Origin of the sequence: Halioglobus maricola (genome assembly GCF_009388985.1) — a bacterium.
Taxonomy (GTDB): domain Bacteria; phylum Pseudomonadota; class Gammaproteobacteria; order Pseudomonadales; family Halieaceae; genus Halioglobus; species Halioglobus maricola.
The window spans coordinates 3,446,272-3,466,839 of record NZ_CP036422.1 but is presented as its reverse complement, the minus strand read 5'-3'; the positions used below and the strand labels follow the sequence as shown (position 1 = coordinate 3,466,839).

Genomic DNA, 20,568 nt, shown 5'->3' with positions numbered 1-20,568 from the left:
CGAAACAAGCTGCTAGAGTGGGTGTTTTAGCACGTTATCAGGGACAGGCATGCGAATCGTTGAATGGCTGAAAATACTCTCCCAGGAAAATGGATCGGACCTCTATCTCAGTACAGGTGCGCCGCCCTGCGCGAAATTTGAAGGCCAGTTAAGCCCCATCGCCAGCGGCATTCTGCAGCCGGGAGAGATCAAGGAAATCGCCTACGAGGTCATGGACGCGACCCAGCAGGAGGAATTTGAGCGCGAGCTGGAAATGAACCTCGCGACTTCAATTCCCGGTTTCGGGCGCTTTCGCGTGAATATTTTTGTGCAGCGCAATGAGGTGGCGATGGTCTGTCGCAATATTGTTGCAGACATTCCCCAGTGGCAGGATCTTGGGCTGCCACCGGTTCTTCCCGAAGTGATTATGCGCAAGCAGGGGCTGGTGCTGTTGGTCGGCGCCACGGGTTCGGGTAAGTCGACATCGCTGGCGGCACTCATCGATTATCGCAATGCCAATAGTGCCGGGCATATCGTCACTATCGAAGACCCGGTCGAGTTTGTTCATACCCACAAGAAGAGCCTGGTGAACCAGCGTGAAGTGGGGGTGGATACCCGCAGTTGGCACAATGCGCTCAAGAACACCCTGCGCCAGGCCCCCGACGTTATTCTGATCGGCGAAATTCGTGACCGTGAGACGATGGAGCAGGCGATTACGTTTGCCGAGACCGGCCACCTCTGCCTGTCCACGCTACACGCCAATAACGCGAACCAGGCGCTGGAACGTATAATCAACTTCTTCCCTGAAGAGCGGCGTCAGCAGTTGCTGCTGGATCTTTCGCTCAACCTCCAGGCATTTGTTTCCCAGCGTTTGATCCCCACCGTCGATGGCACTCGTTGCGCTGCGGTAGAGGTCTTGTTGGGAACTCCGTTGGTAGCAGACTTGATTCTGCGCGGCGAGTTGGAGGGGCTTAAGGAAGCGATGGAAAAGTCCGGTACTGTCGGCATGAAGACGTTTGATGCCGCGCTTTTTGAGTTGTATCAGCAGGGTCGAATTACCGAGGAGGAGGCGCTGCGCAATGCTGATTCGCCGAACAATGTTCGCCTGCAAATAAAATTTGCGCAGGAAGAAGGCGCATCGGCGTTGCCTGGCGGCCCGCTCGGTACAGTGGAGCAAGACGCTTCCGAGCTTGTCTTTACGCCGTCGTCGGCTGCGGAAGAGCAGGCCGTCGAGCAGGAAATGGTGTTCGGCGAAGAATCTTTCACGGGCACAGATCTCACCATCGAGGACTCTCTGGAGGAAGAATTGATGGGCGCAGCAGTGCCGCCTGTCGGGAGCACGCCGCCTCCCGTTTTCGAGACCGCGACGCCGATTGAGGATGTTAAAGTGCGCCGCCCGGAACCGTCGGAGAGTGACGAGGGAACCGGTCAGAAGGGCCCGGGTAGGTTGTTTTAGCTGCCGGGTTCCAAAGCAGTGATCAGCTTGATCCAACTGCTGATATCAGAGTGTTCAGCCTGCTGTAGCGCAAATCCCGCGAGCCAGGGGAATTCAGGATCGTCACTGGGTTTGCACCAGCGCACTTGTCCCAGCATGTAAAAAGCTTCACTGCCAGTATCGCGCGGCGGTTCTACCCCGATTTGCAGAAAAGCTTCCACCGGTAGCTCTTGTTCCAGGGCAACCATCAATCCGTGGCTGGAAACGTTCATCGTCTTACAGATGGCGATTTGCGCATCTTCACCGCTGCCGGCCGGAGCGGCCACCAGTTCGATAAAAACCCGACTCTCTATGGGCAGGCGTTGATGTTTGCGTTCAGTCCAGCTCATAAACCCTCCGGCCCTTGGTCCTGCTGCATCTGCGTGCGGGCTCGTTCGACTTGTTCACGGAAATTGTTGCGCGCTTCCATGATGTCCACTTGTCCTGCCTGGATGAGCGCAAGGTACTCGTCTTCCCGGAGACGGCGTAACTCGATGCCCTGGCGATTGACGAAAATCAGCAGGCTTTGAACCTTGTCGTGCAGGGCGAGCTTGGCGAGCATGGGTGGGTCTGTGTCGTGAAAGCCGAGCCAGGTCCCTATCGGTAAATCCGGGACAGAATCGCCATCGGCTGGCGCTGGTGCGCTACTTGAAGCTGATTGGGAGGTGGAGGGTGCACTCAGTTTTGCCAGGGCCTCGTCGGAATCGACCCCGGCAGCCGCAGCTGCGGCCCGGCTGAACGTTGCCCCGGTCGCCAGGGGTTGGGCGTCGCCAGAGCGAATTTTCGTGGTAAATTCTGCGAGCGGCATGGAGAGCGCCCTGGCACCGCTGGTGTTACACAGGAGCACTTCGCCGGCTTCCAGCATGGCTACCTGCAGGCGCAGAACATCGCTGTCCTGGCATACCTCATACCACTGGCCCACGTTCGCGCCGGCCGCGTCGGCAGGGGCTGGCGCTGATGTGGTGCCGCTGGCAATGGGCAGCAGATAGGAAAGCTCCAGCGGTTGATTCTGCGCCACGCGCTGCAGCAGATATTCGAAGGCAGTAGTTTCCTGTTGGAGCAGGTCGCTCTCATGCTGGATGCTCAGCAGTAGTCGCCGCAACTCCGCCGGCAGGATCGTCGCCAGCTTCTGTCGTTGTTCGCGCTCTTCGTCGCCTAGCTCGGAGGTTGGCTGCATGGCTTGCAGGAGCTGGCCTGTGGTGTCACTGAAGTCTCGCCACTGGGCGGACTTGTCCCCGAATTTTAGATAGGTCAACTGGGCGCTTTCGTACCACGGGCCGTGCAGCAGCGAATTCATTGCCGCGGGCGCCGGGTAGCGCTGAAGTTGTTCATTGATAACATCCGCGGCGATGGTTTTGGCCCGCGCGGCGCGCAGGCGGCCTTGTTCGGCCGCTACTGTGCGTTCGGTCATCTTTTTCGCGCGAGCGTGTATTCGTGCCGCATCGGCAATGACCCGGTCAGCGATCCCGCGAACATCTCCGCTTTGGTCAAGGCATGCTCGAACATCGCTGATGGCGCTGTCGACCAGAGCAATTACGGGTTGGCCGGCTCGGCCGAGATCACCCTGCCAGCCGATGGCGACATCGTGGATGGCGTCCATCATCTGGTGTAGGGGATGTTGCCCGGGGCGGAAAAAAGGTTCTTCGCTTAACGAGGCAATGGCCATGGCAGGCTTTAGTGCACGGAGCTTGTAGGTGAGCTCCCATTCGAGGGGAAAACTCTGCTCCCACTCCTGGAATATGCGGTCGATCCAGCGTAACACGGCACATTCGGCGGGCTTCGGCATGGACGGATCGCCGACCACTTCAGTTTGCGCGAGCAAGGCGTCCAGTGGAGGTTTGTTGAAATCTTCTATTTCGCGGAGGTAGCCAAGTAATTCATCCCATTCCAGCGCAGGTTGTTGCATGTTGGACTGTTCGGGCACAGCAAAGCTTCTGGTCACTGCTTTTTGCAGCGACACCACAAGCGGAATCTTGTCTTCACTTAATTTCAGTTGATCAACTTCCAGATGATCATGAGCAAGAGGATTGCCCAGGACACAATGAGTAAATGCAGTCGCCAGCGGGGGGGCGGCTCGGGTTCTTCGGTACGTGGTTGCTGGACCCGGATATTAAACGAGCCGCAGGCAGGACATTGGCCGCCCTGAGCGCTTCTCACTCCGCGATAGCTGCATTCCTTGCAGATAAAAGCCATGTGATTATCGGGTGCTCTTTAACAGTTGGTCTACAACACGTTCCAGTTGCTTGAGATTATTGCACTCGGCAGAGAAATGACAAGCGCTTAAGTACCGAAACATCTCGGAATCTCCAGTTTGCCAGGCGCGGCGCGATTCCGGATTGAGCCAGATGACCTGGCGCGAGCGCTGGTAGATGGCGCGCATGATGTCCATTCTTGGGTCGCCATTGTTGTTGCGAGCGTCGCCAAGGATGATAACGGTGGTGTTACTGGTAATGTCATCAAGGGCCAGGTCGGCAAAATCCTGCAAGCTGCTGCCATAGTCAGTGGCTCCGCCGTACTTCCAGTTGACCATTTCAATCGCTTTTTCGACCGGGTGTTCAGCGAACAGATCGCTGACTTCACCCAGGTGGCTGGAGAAAGCAAAGCTGCGCACCTTGGGCAGCACATCCTGCAGGCTGTAGAGAAACAACAACAGGAACTTGGCGTAGGCTGCCACAGAACCGCTGACGTCGCAGATCGCGAGTAACTGCGGTTTTTCACGTTTTACCTGCCGCCAGTAGGTGTTGAACATCAGGCCGTCATTGGCCACGCCGCGACGCATGGTGCGCGGCATATCAAGATGTCCCCTGCGATACTGGCGGCGCCTGCGCGCGTGGCGCGCGGCGAGCTTGCGCGCCATTTTACGAATCAGCTCGTGCACCCTGTGTAGATAGCTGTGTTCTATATTGCTCAGGCGGGTCTTGCTCAGAACATCTTCCATGAATTGCTGGTTGCGGCCCTCCGCGTGCAACAGGTATTCCCGATCGACAAAGTCCCGTACCTGCTCACGTAGCAGATCGCGAAAGCGCTGCAGGTTCGCCAGGGCCGGGTCGCCGGCCCGTTCCAGCTCGATGATCGCACCGCGCAATTGCTGCTCGCCCATTGCATCGAGCATTTTACGGGTGAACTGCCCTTTCTGGGTGAACATCTGGATCTGTTGCAGACCGGAGCCTTCACCGGCCTGGGTCATGGCTATCGTCAGGGCGTTGCGATCGTTGGCGAGCAGGGCCCGCATGAGTTCGGAGTCCATGACTGCTGCCAGTTCGGGGTTGTTTTCCGCGGCTGCTTCGAGGGCTGCTGCATCAGAAGCAGAGGGTTGCAGCTCGCTGTCGTCAGGCGCCTCTGCAGTTGCAGGTGGGTTCTCTTCCGTATCGCTCTCGTCCTGTTCCAGACTGAAGTCTGCAAGGCCGCGGGTGAAATAGGAATCGAAGCACTGATTGAACACCGTTTCTTCGGCTGGCGTCTTGGCGAGCGCCATTCCCAGTCCATCGCGCAGGCGATCGCGATCGCCGTAGCCCAGCGTGGTCGCCACATTCATGGCGTCGAGGGTTTCCGCAGGGGAGACCCGCACATCGTGACTGCGCAGTACCTGGATAAAATTGACCAGGTTGCCGGGCATGTTCCTAACCCTCCCTTGCGTCTCGCACGAGCTTGTTCAGTTCGCCGTCTGCAGCCTCGATGTCGTCTTCAAATTTGAGCAGGACATTCAGTGTTGAGCGAACCACTTCTTCCTCCAGTTGGTCAGCGTGCAGTAGCAGCAGGCTGCGGGCCCAGTCGATGGTTTCGGAGATGGCGGGAGATTTCTTCAGGTCGAGTTGGCGCAAGGAGTGCACGAACTCGACCAGTTGATGCCGCAGATGCTCCTCCACATCGGGTACCCGGCTGCGCACGATGCGCTCTTCAAGCTCGATGCTTGGGAAGGGAATGTAGAGGTGCAGGCAGCGTCGTTTGAGTGCATCGGAAATGTCGCGCGTGTTGTTGCTGGTGAGAAAGACCATGGGCGAGGTGCGCGCTTTGACCGTGCCGATTTCCGGAATCGATATCTGGTAGTCCGAGAGAATTTCCAGCAGCAGCGATTCAAACTCATAGTCGGATTTATCCACCTCGTCGATGAGGAGAATGGCGCCGCGCTCTTGTTGCATGGCCTTGAGTAGCGGGCGTGGTTCGAGAAATTCTTCCGAGTAAAAAATATCGCCGAACTGGTGCAGGCGCTCAACGGATTCGGCGAGGCCTTGTGCGCCCTGCAGCAGGTCTCCCAGTTTTTCTTTCAGGACCTGGGTATAAAGCAGCTGCTTGCCGTATTTCCATTCGTACAGCGCCTTGGCCTCATCCAGCCCTTCGTAGCACTGCAAACGAATCAGGGGCGTGTCCAATAGTTGAGACGTTGTTTTGGCAAGCTCGGTCTTGCCAACGCCTGGAGGCCCTTCCACGAGGATAGGCTTGCGCAGTTGGAAAGCCAGGAATACGGCGGTAGCGATTTTGTCCGAGCAGATATAACCGAAAGACTCGAAGCCTTCCTGGATAGTCTCTACCGAGGAGAGTTGGGGGAAATCTTGGGTATGCACTCTGTCAATTCCTGTGTGAGGTCGGCCATTGTAGCGAGGCCGTGGTCCCGCGGATAGTTGTGCTGGATAGTTGTGCTGGATCTGGCTCAGCCGCCTGTGGCGTTCATGAAACGCAGGATTTGGGGTTCGGCGGCATTGTCGAAATGATGCCGCTCGGGTTTCAGCTCCATTGCATCGATGATAGCGCGCTTGAGAAGGTCCGGGTGGTAGTGTTCGCGGCGCAACACGTCTCTCAGGTCCACGGAATGTTCATTGCCCAGGCACAGCAACAGCCGTCCCTCTACTGTCACCCGTACCCGGTTGCACAGGTGGCAGAAATTGTTGCTGTGGGGAGAGATAAAGCCCACGCGGCTCTGGTAGCCATCGAGCTGAAAGTATCGCGCAGGGCCGGCGGTACCCGAGGGCTCCCCCAACGCCGTCAGGGGGTGCTCTGAGGCGATCCTCTGGCGCAATTCGTCGCTGTTGCAGAGGGTGAGTTCCCGGTCGTGCTCAACGATACGTCCCAGTGGCATTTCCTCGATAAAGGCGATATCGATCTCGCGTTCACGAGCGAACTGTACGAGGTCGTGGACCTCGTCTTCGTTGCGCCCCTTGAGAATCACGGCGTTGATTTTGATCCCCTCGAAGCCAGCGGCGATGGCAGCGTCGATCCCCGCGATAACCTGGTCCAGGTTGCCATGGCGGGTGAGATGGCGAAACTTGCGCGGGCTCAGGCTGTCGAGGCTGATATTGATTCTGCTCACTCCGGCGTCCCGGAGCGCGGGTGCCAGACGCTGTAGCTGTGAGCCATTCGTCGTCAGGGCCAGTTCATCCAGTTGTTCGAGGTCTCCCAGACGCTCAATCAGCGACATGATATTGGGGCGGATAAGCGGCTCGCCGCCAGTCAGGCGAATCTTGCGCACGCCCAGTTGGCTCATTCCGCTGGCAACCTGAAATAGCTCCTCAAGGCTGAGGATTTCGGACTTTGGCGCAAAGGTCATATCTTCCGCCATGCAATATACGCAGCGAAAATCGCAGCGGTCTGTTACTGACAGGCGGACGTAGTCGACAGTGCGGCCGAAACGATCAACCAGGGTGTTGGGGAGGGCAATTGGCATGCTTAGCAGTTTAGGGACTTTGTCCGCACTGGGCTAGCGCTTTACAGCGTTTGCCGCATGGGACACGATAGGCGCTGGCAATTATTGTGCGCCGCAAGATGATCGAAGAAACACCACGATGATGGTGTGTGATAACAACAAGGGGATGTAAATGACGCCATTTTTAGGCCCTGTGGGAGGCCCCGGGTATGCGTGAATTGGCTCTGTGGCTGGGGCCTGTACTCGCGCTTGGCGTGGCGGCTGTTCTCACTAGTGCCGGCTACGATCGGGATATCGCGGTGGTGGGTTTTGTGGCCCTGCTGTGTGTGGTTTGGTGGGTCCTTGAACCCATTCCCATTCCCGTTACTTCGCTACTGCCATTGGCGGTCCTGCCTCTGCTCGGGGTGCTGACGCCCGCTGAAGTGGGGCAGTCCTATGGGTCACCCATCATCCTGCTGCTGCTGGGTGGTTTTCTTCTGTCTCAGGCGATGGAGTACTCCGGCGCCCATCGCCGTATAGCCATTGGTATGGTGCACTTATTCGGTGCGAACAGTGGTTTCAGGCTGGTGCTGGGTTTTATGGCGGCTTCGGCGATGCTCAGCATGTGGATATCGAACACGGCTACCACGCTGATGCTGTTGCCGGTGGTGCTCGCGGTCCTTGATGCGGCGCCGCAGAAGGAGAAGCTGGCTGTGCCGCTGCTGTTGGGCGTTGCTTACTCGGCCAGCGTGGGCGGTATTGGCACGCCGATTGGCACTCCCCCGAACCTGATATTCATGCAGGTCTATGAAGAAACCGGTGGTGACCCAATCAGCTTCAGTACATGGATGAGTTGGGCGATACCCGTTGTTGTTGTGATGGTGCCGTTGATGGCGCTCTATCTCACCCGCAATCTGCGGGGTGAGCTGCACGTGGAGTTACCCTCTGTCGGCACATGGAGTTCGGCGGAAAAGCGAGTGATGCTGGTATTTGGGCTGACCGCGCTGGCCTGGATAACGCGCAGTGAGCCCTTTGGTGGCTGGAGTGAGTGGCTGGGTCTGCCCCAGGCTAACGACGCCTCAGTGGCTCTGTTGGCTGTCGTTGCGATATTTATTGTGCCCAATGGTAAGGGTGGCCAATTACTCACCTGGGAGCGAGCGGTGCGGATTCCCTGGGGCGTTTTGCTGTTGTTTGGCGGCGGTATCTGTCTTGCCAAGGGGTTTGTGAGCTCGGGAATGAGCGAGATAATGGGCGCTCTGTTTACCCAGGTGGATGCACTGCCTCTATTCCTGCTGGTGCTGCTGATTGCGCTGGTCGTGACTTTTATGACCGAGACGACATCCAACACTGCCAGCACGACGCTGCTGATGCCCATTCTGGCGGCGGCCGCTGTGGGTGCCGGGCTTGCCCCGGAGCTCATGATGGTGCCCGCCGCGATGAGTGCCAGCTGCGCATTTATGCTGCCGGTTGCCACCGCTCCTAATTCAGTCGTGTTCGGCAGTGGCCTGGTCACTACGGCACGGATGGCGAGGGAGGGCTTTGCGCTCAATCTGCTGGGGGCTGTCGTTATCGCTTCTGTCTGTTATTGGCGGCTCGCCTGATCGCTTGATGAGGTATCATGCGGGCTTTGCCAACGCATAGGAAAAACTCATGTCGCCCATCCGTCGCCTGATGGCGCTGGCTGCAATTGTTGCCTCCATCGGACTGCTCTATCCGGGAGTAACCCAACCGGTAATGACTCTTACCGGCACGATAGAAAAGTCGATGATCGCCGATCTGGGTATCGATATGATCGCCGGGGAAGACGCGGATGCCCAGTCCCGGCAAATGCTCGCCATGTTCTCCAGCTTCCTGGGCCTGGACAAGATTGAGGGCCAGATAGAGGCCTACGCAACGACGCGTTCAATCTGGGGAACCGTCGAGGAACTCGCTTCTACAGGAAACCTGCCGGTCGCCCTGCTCATTGTGTTTTTCAGTGTCGTTATCCCGGTTTTCAAACTTAGCCTGCAGGCGCTGGCGCTATGCCTGCCTCGCGCCGACTGGCGTGCGCCATTGCTGTGGCTCAATGCAGCCTTGTCCAAGTGGTCGATGGCAGATGTGTTCGTTATGGGCCTTTTGGTCGCGTATATGGCCGGCAGCGCCTCTGGAGAGATGGGCGAACTGCTCACCATGCATGCGCGGCTGGAATCGGGCTTCTGGTATTTCCTGGCGTATTGCCTGTTCTCCATATTTGCCGGGGCGCTGGTAAGGGAGCCGGCGCTTAAGGGGGTCGACCATGCAGCCTGAAACGGCCCTGCAGCAGGCGGCCGTGAGCGCGGTCATCGATATCCCACTGGCAGAGGCGTGGCGCAAGTTGGAGGACTTCTCCAGCGCGCACAACTACGTGCCTCGGCTAACGGCGACTGACATTGTTTCGGAGCAAAAGCGCGGTGAGGGTGCTCATCGACGGGTGTATACCGGCAAGTCGTATCTTGAAGAGACGGTCGTAGAATGGTTGGAAGGTCGAGGCTTTACCATCCGTTTGCATAAGGGAGAGAAGCCCATGCCGCCGTTCCGTGAGGCCTACTTTATTTATGCTCTCAGCGAAGAGGGTGACGGCAGCACCCGGGCCGACCTGGCTTTGCAATTTGCCATGCCATGGGGGCGGCTGGGTAGCTGGTTGGGTGGTCGTATAACAGGGCCAATGAGCAAGCAGTTGGTACAGGTCGCTGCAGGAATGAAACACTTTTACGAGACAGGTACTCCAGCCACGAATGCTGACCGGAAACGACTTGCGGGCGCCGTCAGTACGGCACCCGCAAGTGATTGAGTTATAGCAGGGCCATCATGGTGTCGGCACTGCTCACATCGACGCCGGGGCCGGGCTCAACATTGAGTTGAGTGATGACGCCGTCTTCTGCGATCAGTGCATAGCGTTGGCTGCGGGTGCCGAGACCGAAGGCGCTGCCGTCGAGCTCCAGGCCCAGGGCTGCAGTGAATTCACCCATGCCGTCGGCAAGCATCAGCAGGTGTTCGGCGTTCTGCGATTTGCCCCAGGCGTCCATAACGAAGACATCGTTGACTGCCAGGCAGGCTATTGTGTCAACGCCAGCGGCTTTGATCGCATCGGCATGCACCACATAGCCCGGTAGATGTGTGAGGGTACAGCCGGGGGTAAAGGCTCCTGGCACGGCGAACATCAGTACTTTTTTGCCGGCAAAGATATCGTCAGTGCTGAGGTCCTGGGGGCCTTCGGCGCCCATTGTTTTGACTGTGCCAGCGGGGATTTTGTCACCTGTTTGAATGGTCATTTATGACTCCTTTTTGGTTAGTAGCCCGGGGAATATAGCAGATGAAGGCCGAGTTGCACTGTCCGCTTTGTGCCAGCGACGAGAATAGCGACTATCACCGCGACGATCGCCGCCCCTACCGCCAGTGCGGAACGTGTGATCTCGTGTTCGTGCCACCGACGTTTCACCTCGATGCGGCACGCGAGAAGGCGGAATATGACCTCCATGAAAACAATGTCGATGACCCGGGGTACCGCCGTTTTCTATCTCGCCTTGCCACCCCCATGCTGCAACATCTGACGCCGGGTTCATCTGGCCTGGATTTCGGCTGTGGGCCGGGTCCCGCGCTTGCGGCAATGTTGGGTGAAGCAGGCCATTGTGTGACTCTCTATGACATCTACTACCACCCCGAAACTGCGCCTCTGGGCGACACTTATGACTTTGTGTGCGCTACCGAAGTGGTGGAACATCTGGCCCAACCAGGCATGGAACTCAGCCGGCTATGGCATTGCCTGCGCCCGGGCGGAGTATTGGGGGTGATGACCAAGCTGGTGCGCAATCCTGTGGCATTTGCGACCTGGCACTACAAAAGCGACCCGACTCACATATGTTTTTTCAGCAGGGCCACGTGGCGCTGGTGGGCTGAGCGTCATGGCGGCGAGCTTGAGATTCTGGGAAGTGATGTGATCTTGTTGCACAAGCCAGGGTGAAAACGCTCAGTCTTCCTGCTCCAGCATGGTGTGATAAATGGCCTCGCAGTCGCGGTAGAAGCCCAGTTGTTCACTGCCCAGATAGGGCGCCACCAGCGTCAGCAACTGCAATACACCCTGATGGATGGTCATTGCAGGTTTGCGCTCGCCATGCAGCAGGCTGTCGTAGCTCAGCCAGAATGTGAGGTTCAGGGTCATGTTGTCGACCAGCCCCAGCAGCTGTTGTTCGCCGGTTTCGATCACCGATTCCTGGATCAGTGCCTGACAGATCGCAAACAGGGCGGCCCGCTGCAGTTGAATCAGCCGTTTGAAACGGCGGCGTATATCCGGGTAGCGTTGCAGAATATTGTCGAGGTTGTGGTAGAGAAACCGGTACTGGTACATCTCTTCCATGACCACGTAGAGGTAATACCAGTTGTCCTCAATATTGCCCTGTGAAGTACTCAGCGGGCTCTCGATAGGGGCAGTAAGAGTGCCTGACAGTGCCAGTTCATACTGACCAAACAGCTCTGCGATCAGTTCATCCTTGCCCTTGAAGTGGTAGTAGAGGTTGCCCGGGCTGATGTCCATCTCATTGGCGATGTCGATGGTCGTGGTCTGCTCTTCTCCTTCATCGTTAAATAGCGCCAGGCTGGTGTGCAGGATTCGATCACGGGTTTTCATCTATTGCCCGGACTCAGCCTTTGCTTCGACTGCTGGGGGTCTTCCGCGCTGCCGGGGCCTTTTTCCTGGCGGGAGCCTTCTTTTTCGCGGTGGCTTTCTTGGCTTTGGGCTTTGGTTCTGCCTGCTCCTTGAGCAGTTTCGATAGCGCGTCAATCTTGCGGGAGAGTTTGTCTACCTTGCGGTGCAGGCTTTCGAGGTCCTCGACTCGCGCGGGGCGCGCCATATTGAAATTGTCACGGACTCGGGCAATACGCTCCTCGACCGAGCTGCGCGCCAGGGCGCGTGTTTCGCGGGCCTCCTCCTCCAGTTCCGTGCCGGCTTTGACCAGATCCCGAAACAGTTTCGGAGGCGAGGGAGTCGCTTTCTTCAGATTGTCCTGGGCTTCGTCCACGGCTTTGCCGTAGGCGCCCACGCCAGCCAGCCAGATGTTTTTGGCGATTTCGCCAGCCTTGTCGGTGACCTTGCTCTTGTCGTCGCTCATGGCTCGTCTCCCGGAATGATCGGAATAGGGGCACGGCTTTAGCCGCGCCAGGGCGAGTTATTAGAACAAAAAAAGGGGCTACAAGTGTAGCCCCCAAAAAATTCCCTGAAAAATCAGGGATAAGTGGTCCTGGATGGGACCGCTACCTGAAATCAGGCGGCGGTTTTGAAGCTGACGGATTCCTTCAGCTCTTCAAAGCGTGCTTTCGCTTTGTCCAGTTGAGCGTCAAGCTTCTGGCGGTCGGTCAGGCTGTCCAGTTCGAACTTGGGCAGTTCGATGTCGTCGACGGCTTTCTTGGCTTCCTTTTCTACTTTCTCACCGCGCTTAACCAGCTCTTTGTAGGTCTTTTCGGCGTTCTTGCGACGGTCTTCCAGCTGCTTCTGGATGCTGTCGAACTGGTCTTGTACCTGGTCGAAGGCCTTGCCGTAGAAACCGAGGCTGGCCAGGAATGCATTGCGGCCGGATTCTTTGGCGCGGGCAGCGAAATCAGGAGCAGCTTTCTTCGCAGTAGCTTTGCGCTTGGCGGCGGGCTTGCGCTTCACAGCTGGCTTCTTCTTGGCGGTTGCTTTCTTGGCGGTTGCCTTCTTGGCAGGGGCCTTGCGCTTGGGCGCAGCTTTCTTGGCGGTCTTCTTAACAGTTTTCACTGCTTCGTCGATGGTGATTTGCTCAGCCATGGTCTCACTCCTTCATTGCGTGTGTGGCGGTTTTCCCGCCGGAACAAGGAAAGAATACGGTTAAAAATTAGAATAAACATACTAATGTTGGCAGGGAGAATTGCCGGACCTTTGTCGCGGTTCTCCAGGCAAAAAAAAGCCCGCGACGGCGGGCTTTTTTAGCGAGGATAGTCGCTCAGTCGGCTTTGGGGCCGGCTGCAATGATGGCGTCGGAGACGTCGAAGTTCTTGATGTTCTCAGTAAACAGCGCAGCCAGTTTTGCAGCCTGCTCTTCATAGGCTGCATCGTCGCCCCAGGATGCCTTCGGATCGACATAGTTTGCGTCTACGCCGGGAATGACCGTCGGGAAATCCAGGTTGAGAGTATCGATGTGAGTGGTGTCCGCACCTATCAGTGCGCCGCTCTGGCAGGCATGCACAACGGCCCGGGTTACCGGGATAGGGAAGCGCGCACCGGTGCCGCCAGGAGCGCCGGAGCCACCTGTCCAGCCGGTGTTGACCAGGTAGACCTGGGAGTCGAAGTCTTCCACGCGCTTCATCAGCAACTCGGCGTAGTCACCGGCAGGGCGCGGCATGAAAGGTGCGCCAAAGCAGGTAGAAAATGTCGGGTTGATGCCAGCTTCAGCGCCAATCTCGGTCGAGCCAACGCGGGCGGTGTAGCCACTCAGGAAGTGGTAGGCCGCAGCCTCCTTGGAGAGGATGGAGACTGGTGGCAGTACGCCCGATACATCACAGGTTAGGAAGATGACACATTTGGGCTCGCCGCCGGCATTGGTCTCAGTGCGCTTTTCCACGTGTTCAAGCGGATAACAGCAACGGCCGTTCTCGGTGAGGGATGTATCGTCGTAGTCGGCGTGACGCGCGTCGTTGACGACGACATTTTCCACGATGGCACCGAAGCGGATGGCATCCCAGATAATGGGCTCATTCTTTTGTGACAAGTTGATGGTTTTGGCGTAGCAGCCGCCTTCCAGGTTGAATACAGAGCCCTTGGCCCAGCCGTGCTCGTCGTCGCCAATCAGGAACATCTCAGGGTCGGCTGAAAGCGTTGTCTTGCCGGTGCCAGAGAGGCCGAAGAACAAGGTGGTGTCGCCGTCTTCGCTGACATTGGCGGAGCAGTGCATGGGCATCACATCTTTTTCAGGCAGCAGGAAGTTCTGCACTGCAAACATGGACTTTTTCATTTCGCCGGCGTAGCGCATACCAGCCAGTAATACTTTGCGTTTGGCAAAGTTTACGATGACAACACCATCAGAATGGGTGCCGTCGCGCTCGGGCTCACAGACAAAGCTGGCGACGTTGAGAATACTCCATTCTTCCTTGCGGCCGGCGTTGTAGCTGTCGCTTTCGGGGCGGATAAACATATTGCGACCGAACAGGTTCTGCCAGGCGGTCTCGGTTGTGACTTTCACCGGGATGTAGTGGTCTTCGTGGGCGCCAACATGCAGGTGAGAGACAAAACGATCGCGCTCTGCCAGATAGGATTCTACCCGGTCCCAGAGGGCGTCAAATTTATCGGCGTCGAAAGGCCGATTCACGCTGCCCCAATCGATACTCTCTTCCGTGCTCGGTTCGCGCACGGTAAAGCGGTCAGCCGGGGAACGGCCGGTCCGGTTACCGGTTGTGATCAGCAGGGCGCCAGTGTCAGTGAGGGTACCTTCACCGCGCGCTAGGGCTTGTTCAATAAGGAGGGATGGCGCAAGGTCGGTAAACTCTTGCGGAGTCTGGCTTTTGGCGGTCATTGTGAGTCCTGTTCATGGGCCGAAATCAGTGCTCCGGCCTTCATAGCGGCTATTTTGGGGCGCCAATTATGTCAGAATCGTCCGCAGATGCGAAACGCGTCGGGTATGAAATAACTGATTGTCGCCATAAAGACGATCAATGGACGACAGGCTTGCTTTCACCGAGGACACCATCGAGGTCTTCACGGACGAATTGGTACTGCTGGTTGCAGAACTCGCAATCCATTGTGATGCTGCCCAGCTCTGCCAGCAGTTCTTCAATGTCGGCTGTCTGGATGCTGGACAGGGCTGCTAGCGTTCGCTCGCGGGAGCACGTGCATTTGAAACTGACCGGCAGTGCTTCGAACAGCCGCAATGGGTCTTCGTGGTAGAGCCGATGAGCGATTTCCGGCGCAGCCAGGCCCAGTAATTCCTCGTCTCTGAGCGTGGCCGCCAGGGTTGTGGCATGTTCCCAGTGGGCTTGCCGTTCGGCTGGGTCTGGTACCAGCTGTGTGGGCAATTGCTGCAGCAACATGCCGGCCGCGGACTGTTCGTTCGCGCTTAGCCAGAACCGGGTGCCCAGTTGCTCGGACTGCTCGAAATACATCTCCAGACTGGCGGCCAGGGATCCCTGTAGCGGGACAATACCCTGGTAGCGCTGGCCTGAGTCAGGGTCGATGGTGATCGCCAACTGGCCGCCACCCAGTAATTGCTCGAAGTTGTCAGCCGTAGCCTCCTGCGCGCCGCGGGCAATGCCGCGCACCTGCAGCAGGCTGTTGCATTCAGCCATGAGCAGTGGAATCTGGCCCTCTGAGCGGGCTTGAAGCACCAGTTTGCCCTCGAATTTGAGCGTGGTAGCGAGTAACACGGCTGCTGCCATGAATTCACCCAGGAGGCGTGCAACGCCCGGTGGGTATTGGTGCACGGTAAGAATGTCGCGGTAGGTGGCGTCCAGCTGGACGATCTCGCCGCGGATATCGGTTTCCTCAAACAGAAAGCGCTGGGCTCGGTCGCGTGAGGGCAGGGTTTTATTACTCATGGCTTCAGTTTAGTCACTTCTGGCGCATGCAGCGCGTTGTGTGGTGTTGATCTCGTTCCTCACCGCTAGCGTACAGAGTTGAACGGGTGTGGGTTCAGTATTTGAGGCCGATACCGGGAAAATTCAAGGAGCCGCTGACCTGACGGATGCAGCGGGATACAGTAGAGCGCAATTAACCGAATTCAGGAGAAAGTCGATGAGATTCAGCCTTCAGGTAGGTATGTGTGACCCCGGCCACTATTATCCTATGGCCCAGGCCGCAGAGGCGGCGGGATACGATGGGATCGTCATCCCAGACAGCATCTGCTATCCCGAGGAGGCCAGCTCAAAGTATCCGTACAACAAGGATGGCTCGCGGGAGTTCCTCGAGAGCGTGCCGTTTCTGGAGTCGCTGATTGCGGTGACCGGAATGGCCGCCGTCACTGAGCGGATTCGCTTTGCCACTTTCGTCTACAAGCTCGCCGTGCGCCAGGTGGCGCCGGTGGCGAAGCAAGTGCAGAGTATCCAGGCCTTGTCCGGTGATCGCTTTGATTTCGGGATCGGCATCAGCCCATGGGAAGAGGACTTTGCCATCTGCGGCGTGCCCTGGGAGAAGCGCGGAAAGCGCTTTGATGAGCAGATTGATATTTTGCGCGGCCTTGAGACCGGTGAGTTTTTTGGCTACGACGGGGATTTGATCAAGATGCCGGCCAACAAGATGTGCCCGACCACGGGTGTCGCTACTCCCTTGTTGATTGGCGGGCACGCAGACGTGGCTCTCAAGCGCGCGGCCAGGGTAGGCGACGGTTGGATGTGTGCCGGCGCAGATACTCAGCAAGTCGAATCTTATATCGGCCGTATTAATCAATTGCGAGAAGAGTACGGTACCGCAGACCGACCGTTTCGCTTCTTCACCACTGGGCAGGATGCGTTCACCGAAGAGGGTATAGCAAGGCTTGAATCGATAGGCGTGACCGATGTTGTTATCGGGTTCCGCAACGTCTATGAAATGGAGCCAGACAAATCTCTGGAAGAGAAAATCGGCATGCTACAGTGGTACGCATCTACTTTTATTCAGGACTAATATGAACCCCAATACTCCCGTTCTGGTCGGCGTTAGCGCCGTCCAGCAGAAAAATGCTGACTTCAATAAAGCGGAGGAGGCTATTGCGCTGATGGAGCGCGCGGTGCGCGATGCAGCTCAGGATGCAGGCAGCGCAGACTTGCTCACCAGCGCAGACGAAATTCTCGTGCCCAAGGGTATCTGGGGCTACAGCGACCCTGCTCGGCTTGTCGCCCGGGCGATCGGGGCCGATCGGGCCACCACTGTTTTGGCGGAGATTGGTGTATCGCAGCAGACTCTGCTCACGCGAGCCTGCCAGCGCATCGCTGACGGAGAAATTTCGGTAGCGGTGGTTGTGGGTGGCGAGGCCAAGTACCGCAGCCTGTGTGCCGCCAAGGCCGGAGCGGAAGCCGAGGAGACCATACAGCAGGATGAAGAGCCCGACCTCAGCCTGCACCCGGAAGCTGAGATCTGGTCTGAGGTGGAGTCTGCCGCCGGCCTGGGTATGCCGGTCGGTTACTACGCAATGATGGACAGTGCGCTGCGTTACAAGCAGGGCCTTACCCCGGATGAACACAGAGCCCAGATGGGGGCGATGTACGCGCGCTTCAGTGAGATAGCGGCTGAGAATCCCGATGCCTGGAGTGATGCGCCGGTCACCGCCGAGGAGATCGTCGAGCCGGGCCCTGGCAACCGAATGTTGGCCTTTCCCTATGCGAAATATCACAACAGTCAGTGGAACGTTGACCAGGCCGCGGGCCTGATTTTTTGCAACGTTGCCACCGCGGAACGCCTGGGCATTCCTCGTTCACAATGGGTGTTCCCCAGAGCCTTCGCGGAAGCGAATTTCATGTCGGTGGTGGCGAGCCGGGGTGACCTCGGCGGTTGCCCTGGCTTCCGCCTCTCCGGCCGGGCCGCAGCGGCGCGAGCGGGGGTCGATTTTGACAATATCAAGCTGCGTGAATTGTATTCCTGTTTCCCGCTGGCGGTCCGGTCCCAGTTACATGAATTCGGCATGTCCGGTGAGGGCGACCTCTCGGTGACGGGGGCTATGCCGTTTGGCGGCGGACCACTGAATAACTTTGTATATCAGGCGACCGTCCGCATGGCCCAGTTGTTGCGGCAGCAGCCTGACGAGACCGGCCTGGTAACGACAGTCAGCAGTTTCCTGACCAAGCAGGGGGTGGCACTGTGGTCCTGTGACCCGGGAGAGAGTGACTGGGGCTTTGACGATGTCACAGCGCAGGTCGAGGCCGAGCTGGACGTCCGGGAGATCGTTGCAGATGTGCAGTCTGAGGCAACTGTCGCCGGTTATACCGTGCTTTATCAAGGCAGCAACCCTTGGCGCGGTGTTGCGGTGTTCGATCTGGATGACGGCCGTCGCACTGTGGCCTATTCCGAGGACGCCACACTGATGGCGCGGATGGAGCAAGAGGAGGTGGTTGGCCAGGTGTTTACCCTGGTGGATAACCAGTTCAGTTAGCCATGCGAGAGTGCCCGCGGACGCTGCTTGATCTATACTTCGGCAAAAAACGAGGTGATAGATGGCCGGTTTCCGCATAACCAAACCCTATACCATGCCCAAGGACGACGTGCGCGCTGCGGCGGAAGGCCTCGCTGAGAGCCTTGCCCGCGATCACGGGGTGCGCTCGCGCTGGGATGGTGACAAGGTGCGCATTAAGGGGGCCGGGGTAGATGGGCAGCTCTCGTTTCACGACGGATTGATCGATGTGTCAGTGAAGTTGGGTCTGCTGGCCTCCATGTTTGAGGGCCCGTTGCGCAAGGAAGTACAGCGCTACCTCGACGAACACGTCAGCTAGGTATACACCTTTACTCCGGCCAGCGGGTCGGAGCCCTCCACCAGAGAGGCGAATTCCTCCGCCATAGCGCCGGCCGCTTCCACACAGGCTTGCCAGTAGCTGATCCTTGCCTCCTCACTCATGCGTGTGAAATCGGATCGGTCGGGTATCTTGCCCTCGGGCAGTCCAGCAACGAAACGCTCATCGGGGCACAGCAATACCAGGCGCCTCGCGTCGTCGATGGGCGCTTTGCGCCAGGGCAAAAACTTGTCGAACCAACCGGGCACAATATTCGCGCTGAAGTGCGGGTAGAGAATCAAGCCGTCGCCGTGATACTGCTCCAGATCGAAGTGGTAGTCGATGATGCCGCCGTCCCAGTACTGACCCTGTGGTGCGCCGGGTATATCGCGCTCGCCGGTGAGAACAAAAGGTATCGAGCCGCTTGCGTGCAGGGCGGGTGCGACATTGTCAGCTTGCAGGCGAGTGTAGGCGGTATCGAAATCCGGGAATGAGAGGCCGGTTTCCGGTGTCTCGCTGTTGTGAAAGACCACTCTCTGGAAGGAGTGTCGCAGCCACTTTCGGCTCACAGTATTCCCCAGTGCCGCCGCCCCCATGCCGGTGGCCAGCAGTGCACTGGAACGGCTGCCGGCGGCACCGCGACCCCTCGCGGTAACAATATGGCTGCGGATACGGGGGTGATTGGCGATGGTTTGCGCTCCGCGTTCACCCAGGATCGCATCCAGAATTTGCAGACTGCCGGCGCTGATTTCTTCCGGCCCGGGCCGGGCAGAACTATAGCTCTGGTGCATGTAGTGGTGGATCATTCGATCTACCGCAGCGGCCGGGTCGTCCTGCGCCAGACAAGCGTGGCGCCATGAGCCGATTGAGGAGCCCAGGGTGCTCAGGGGGGCATCGCTGCGCTGCAGGAAATCGTTAAACAGGTATCGGTCCAGGCCTGCCAGGATAAAACACTTTGGACCGCCGGATGCGCCGAGCAAGAGGCTGAAGAGAGCCGGGGTCCAGCCATCCCGTTCGATGGCTTGAGCCGCTTCCCTGCCCATATGTATCGCCAGGGCTCTAGCCGCCACGTCTTACCTCGCCTGGGGAATCGCCGGTCCACTTGGCATAGGCCCTGCGGAAATTGGAAGAGTCATTGAAGCCCACCATATAAGCGATAGTGGATAGCGGCAGGCGGGTATTGATTAGATAGTGGGTGGCGTGTTCCGCGCGCACACGGTCGAGCAGGTTCTGGAAGGATTGTTGCTCGTCCTGCAGGCGCCGGCGATAGGTGCGTGCACTCAGGTTGAGCATGTGGGCAACCTGCGGCATTTGTGGATATTGCCCCTCCAGTTTGCGCAGCAGGCGCAAGGTTTGTTCTTCCACCGACATCTCGCTTTCCAGGTCGGCCAGCAGGCGGGCACATTCCTGTTCGTAAAGGCTGCGCAGCGCCGGGTTGGAAGCAGGCAGAGCTGTGGTGAGTAGTCGAGAGTGGAAGCGAAGTGCCGGCTTAGCGCAATCAAAGCGCACCTGCGGACCGAACACTCGGTAGTAGTCGTCAGCGTGGTCTGGTGCCGGGTAGGGGAAGTCCACATGCACTTCCAGATTGGGGTCGTTGAGCAGGCCGCGCAGGGTGTTGAGTATGCCGGCGAACAACAATTCATAAGAGAACTGCTCCGGCAGCTCCAGTGGCCGTTCAGTGCTCGCCAGACAGCACCAGTCTTCGCCTGCGTCAAACGCCAGGCTCAGGTTTGAGGACAAAAGATGGTGGTATTTAAGAAACAGGTCCAGTGCTTCACCCAGGTTGCGGCAAGTCATGAATGCCTGCCCCAGGATTGCATGTGCCCCCAGATTGAGGCGCATGCCCAGGTGTAAGCCCAGGGCCGGGTCGCGAGTCATGGAGAGGGCATTGGTGACCAGCCCGCTAAAGTCCGTTTCTTCTACCCGCGCGCCGATACTGGCAAAACTGCCGCTGGCCATACTGGTGCCTTGCAACAGTTGCTGGCGCTCTCCACCGCGCTGTTCGACCATGTCGATCAGGATGAGAGCGTATTGAGCAGGTGTGGTTTTTGTCGGCATGCCCTATTTGGCCACATTTGACCGC

The 20,568-nt window shown here is 58.1% G+C and carries 21 protein-coding genes; 8 read left to right on the top strand and 13 right to left on the bottom strand.

What is annotated here, in order from left to right:
* Positions 1–49: 49 nt before the first annotated feature.
* A complete protein-coding gene (locus tag EY643_RS15695; RefSeq protein ID WP_338035548.1) occupies positions 50–1,435 on the top strand; it encodes a PilT/PilU family type 4a pilus ATPase in 1,386 nt (461 codons plus the stop codon).
* Here the strand turns inward: EY643_RS15695 and EY643_RS15690 are convergent.
* The 5 genes from EY643_RS15690 to moaA all read right to left on the bottom strand — a co-directional run bounded on the left by EY643_RS15690 (position 1,432) and on the right by moaA (position 7,112).
* A complete protein-coding gene (locus EY643_RS15690) occupies positions 1,432–1,803 on the bottom strand; it encodes a PilZ domain-containing protein (protein WP_153240115.1) in 372 nt (123 codons plus the stop codon). The genes EY643_RS15695 and EY643_RS15690 overlap by 4 nt on opposite strands.
* Positions 1,800–3,395 (bottom strand): DUF1631 family protein, encoded by a 1,596-nt coding sequence (locus EY643_RS15685; RefSeq protein ID WP_153240114.1) that lies wholly within the window; start codon positions 3,393–3,395, stop codon positions 1,800–1,802. Before EY643_RS15685 ends, EY643_RS15690 begins: the two co-directional genes overlap by 4 nt.
* A 255-nt stretch (positions 3,396–3,650) precedes the next feature.
* Complete coding sequence (locus EY643_RS15680) at positions 3,651–5,069, bottom strand: VWA domain-containing protein (protein WP_153240113.1); 1,419 nt, start codon at positions 5,067–5,069, stop codon at positions 3,651–3,653.
* A gap of 4 nt (positions 5,070–5,073) precedes the next feature.
* Positions 5,074–6,015, bottom strand: coding sequence for an AAA family ATPase (locus EY643_RS15675; RefSeq protein ID WP_153240112.1), 942 nt, complete (start codon positions 6,013–6,015; stop codon positions 5,074–5,076).
* A gap of 86 nt (positions 6,016–6,101) precedes the next feature.
* Positions 6,102–7,112, bottom strand: coding sequence for a GTP 3',8-cyclase MoaA (gene moaA, locus EY643_RS15670; protein WP_153240111.1), 1,011 nt, complete (start codon positions 7,110–7,112; stop codon positions 6,102–6,104).
* 188 nt (positions 7,113–7,300) lie between these two features.
* On the opposite strand from moaA, the gene EY643_RS15665 reads away from it, so the two are divergent.
* Genes EY643_RS15665 through EY643_RS15655 form a run of 3 tightly spaced genes read left to right on the top strand, consistent with a single transcriptional unit; the run spans position 7,301 to position 9,879 of the window.
* Positions 7,301–8,671, top strand: coding sequence for an SLC13 family permease (locus tag EY643_RS15665; protein ID WP_153240110.1), 1,371 nt, complete (start codon positions 7,301–7,303; stop codon positions 8,669–8,671).
* Between the two features lie 49 nt (positions 8,672–8,720).
* Positions 8,721–9,356 (top strand): paraquat-inducible protein A, encoded by a 636-nt coding sequence (locus EY643_RS15660; protein ID WP_205743086.1) that lies wholly within the window; start codon positions 8,721–8,723, stop codon positions 9,354–9,356.
* A complete protein-coding gene (locus EY643_RS15655; RefSeq protein ID WP_153240109.1) occupies positions 9,346–9,879 on the top strand; it encodes an SRPBCC family protein in 534 nt (177 codons plus the stop codon). Before EY643_RS15660 ends, EY643_RS15655 begins: the two co-directional genes overlap by 11 nt.
* A gap of 1 nt (position 9,880) precedes the next feature.
* On the opposite strand, the gene EY643_RS15650 is transcribed toward EY643_RS15655, so the two are convergent.
* A complete protein-coding gene (locus EY643_RS15650; RefSeq protein ID WP_153240108.1) occupies positions 9,881–10,360 on the bottom strand; it encodes a peroxiredoxin in 480 nt (159 codons plus the stop codon).
* A 41-nt stretch (positions 10,361–10,401) separates the two neighbouring features.
* Between EY643_RS15650 and EY643_RS15645 the strand changes: the two genes are divergently transcribed.
* On the top strand, positions 10,402–11,049 hold the full coding sequence (locus EY643_RS15645; protein ID WP_205743085.1) for a class I SAM-dependent methyltransferase: 648 nt from the start codon (positions 10,402–10,404) through the stop codon (positions 11,047–11,049).
* A gap of 6 nt (positions 11,050–11,055) precedes the next feature.
* Here the strand turns inward: EY643_RS15645 and EY643_RS15640 are convergent, their stop codons facing one another.
* The 5 genes from EY643_RS15640 to hslO form a co-directional block, all read right to left on the bottom strand.
* Positions 11,056–11,712 carry a TetR/AcrR family transcriptional regulator gene (locus EY643_RS15640; protein WP_153240107.1) on the bottom strand — a complete coding sequence of 219 codons (657 nt, stop codon included), beginning with the start codon at positions 11,710–11,712 and terminating at the stop codon, positions 11,056–11,058.
* Positions 11,713–11,725: 13 nt separating this feature from the next.
* Positions 11,726–12,193, bottom strand: coding sequence for a phasin family protein (locus EY643_RS15635; RefSeq protein ID WP_153240106.1), 468 nt, complete (start codon positions 12,191–12,193; stop codon positions 11,726–11,728).
* A gap of 152 nt (positions 12,194–12,345) precedes the next feature.
* Complete coding sequence (locus tag EY643_RS15630; protein WP_153240105.1) at positions 12,346–12,867, bottom strand: hypothetical protein; 522 nt, start codon at positions 12,865–12,867, stop codon at positions 12,346–12,348.
* A 175-nt stretch (positions 12,868–13,042) separates the two neighbouring features.
* Positions 13,043–14,608 (bottom strand): phosphoenolpyruvate carboxykinase, encoded by a 1,566-nt coding sequence (locus tag EY643_RS15625; RefSeq protein ID WP_153240104.1) that lies wholly within the window; start codon positions 14,606–14,608, stop codon positions 13,043–13,045.
* A gap of 136 nt (positions 14,609–14,744) precedes the next feature.
* On the bottom strand, positions 14,745–15,626 hold the full coding sequence (hslO, locus tag EY643_RS15620; protein ID WP_153240103.1) for an Hsp33 family molecular chaperone HslO: 882 nt from the start codon (positions 15,624–15,626) through the stop codon (positions 14,745–14,747).
* Between the two features lie 196 nt (positions 15,627–15,822).
* On the opposite strand from hslO, the gene EY643_RS15615 reads away from it, so the two are divergent.
* The 3 genes from EY643_RS15615 (at position 15,823) to EY643_RS15605 (ending at position 18,488) form a co-directional block, all read left to right on the top strand.
* Positions 15,823–16,689 (top strand): LLM class flavin-dependent oxidoreductase, encoded by an 867-nt coding sequence (locus tag EY643_RS15615; RefSeq protein WP_170287425.1) that lies wholly within the window; start codon positions 15,823–15,825, stop codon positions 16,687–16,689.
* Between the two features lies 1 nt (position 16,690).
* Positions 16,691–18,151, top strand: a complete 1,461-nt coding sequence (locus tag EY643_RS15610) for an acetyl-CoA acetyltransferase (protein ID WP_153240102.1) — start codon at positions 16,691–16,693, stop codon at positions 18,149–18,151.
* A gap of 61 nt (positions 18,152–18,212) precedes the next feature.
* Complete coding sequence (locus tag EY643_RS15605; protein ID WP_153240101.1) at positions 18,213–18,488, top strand: polyhydroxyalkanoic acid system family protein; 276 nt, start codon at positions 18,213–18,215, stop codon at positions 18,486–18,488.
* Here EY643_RS15605 and EY643_RS15600 read toward each other — a convergent pair.
* A complete protein-coding gene (locus EY643_RS15600; protein WP_153240100.1) occupies positions 18,485–19,555 on the bottom strand; it encodes a patatin-like phospholipase family protein in 1,071 nt (356 codons plus the stop codon). The two genes, EY643_RS15605 and EY643_RS15600, sit on opposite strands and share 4 nt — an antisense overlap.
* Positions 19,545–20,543, bottom strand: a complete 999-nt coding sequence (locus EY643_RS15595; protein WP_153240099.1) for an AraC family transcriptional regulator — start codon at positions 20,541–20,543, stop codon at positions 19,545–19,547. The genes EY643_RS15600 and EY643_RS15595 overlap by 11 nt, the downstream gene beginning before the upstream one ends.
* Positions 20,544–20,568 lie beyond the last annotated feature (25 nt).

Bases quoted from the DNA above. Each gene is read 5' to 3' on its own strand.
- EY643_RS15640 (WP_153240107.1), bottom strand. From the start codon at position 11,712: ATGAAAACCCGTGATCGAATCCTGCACACCAGCCTGGCGCTATTTAAC.
- EY643_RS15680 (WP_153240113.1), bottom strand. From the start codon at position 5,069: ATGCCCGGCAACCTGGTCAATTTTATCCAGGTACTGCGCAGTCACGAT.
- EY643_RS15655 (WP_153240109.1), top strand. From the start codon at position 9,346: ATGCAGCCTGAAACGGCCCTGCAGCAGGCGGCCGTGAGCGCGGTCATC.
- EY643_RS15610 (WP_153240102.1), top strand. From the start codon at position 16,691: ATGAACCCCAATACTCCCGTTCTGGTCGGCGTTAGCGCCGTCCAGCAG.
- moaA (WP_153240111.1), bottom strand. From the start codon at position 7,112: ATGCCAATTGCCCTCCCCAACACCCTGGTTGATCGTTTCGGCCGCACT.
- EY643_RS15605 (WP_153240101.1), top strand. From the start codon at position 18,213: ATGGCCGGTTTCCGCATAACCAAACCCTATACCATGCCCAAGGACGAC.
- EY643_RS15630 (WP_153240105.1), bottom strand. From the start codon at position 12,867: ATGGCTGAGCAAATCACCATCGACGAAGCAGTGAAAACTGTTAAGAAG.
- EY643_RS15650 (WP_153240108.1), bottom strand. From the start codon at position 10,360: ATGACCATTCAAACAGGTGACAAAATCCCCGCTGGCACAGTCAAAACA.
- hslO (WP_153240103.1), bottom strand. From the start codon at position 15,626: ATGAGTAATAAAACCCTGCCCTCACGCGACCGAGCCCAGCGCTTTCTG.
- EY643_RS15625 (WP_153240104.1), bottom strand. From the start codon at position 14,608: ATGACCGCCAAAAGCCAGACTCCGCAAGAGTTTACCGACCTTGCGCCA.
- EY643_RS15660 (WP_205743086.1), top strand. From the start codon at position 8,721: ATGTCGCCCATCCGTCGCCTGATGGCGCTGGCTGCAATTGTTGCCTCC.
- EY643_RS15665 (WP_153240110.1), top strand. From the start codon at position 7,301: ATGCGTGAATTGGCTCTGTGGCTGGGGCCTGTACTCGCGCTTGGCGTG.
- EY643_RS15695 (WP_338035548.1), top strand. From the start codon at position 50: ATGCGAATCGTTGAATGGCTGAAAATACTCTCCCAGGAAAATGGATCG.
- EY643_RS15615 (WP_170287425.1), top strand. From the start codon at position 15,823: ATGAGATTCAGCCTTCAGGTAGGTATGTGTGACCCCGGCCACTATTAT.
- EY643_RS15645 (WP_205743085.1), top strand. From the start codon at position 10,402: ATGAAGGCCGAGTTGCACTGTCCGCTTTGTGCCAGCGACGAGAATAGC.
- EY643_RS15635 (WP_153240106.1), bottom strand. From the start codon at position 12,193: ATGAGCGACGACAAGAGCAAGGTCACCGACAAGGCTGGCGAAATCGCC.
- EY643_RS15595 (WP_153240099.1), bottom strand. From the start codon at position 20,543: ATGCCGACAAAAACCACACCTGCTCAATACGCTCTCATCCTGATCGAC.
- EY643_RS15690 (WP_153240115.1), bottom strand. From the start codon at position 1,803: ATGAGCTGGACTGAACGCAAACATCAACGCCTGCCCATAGAGAGTCGG.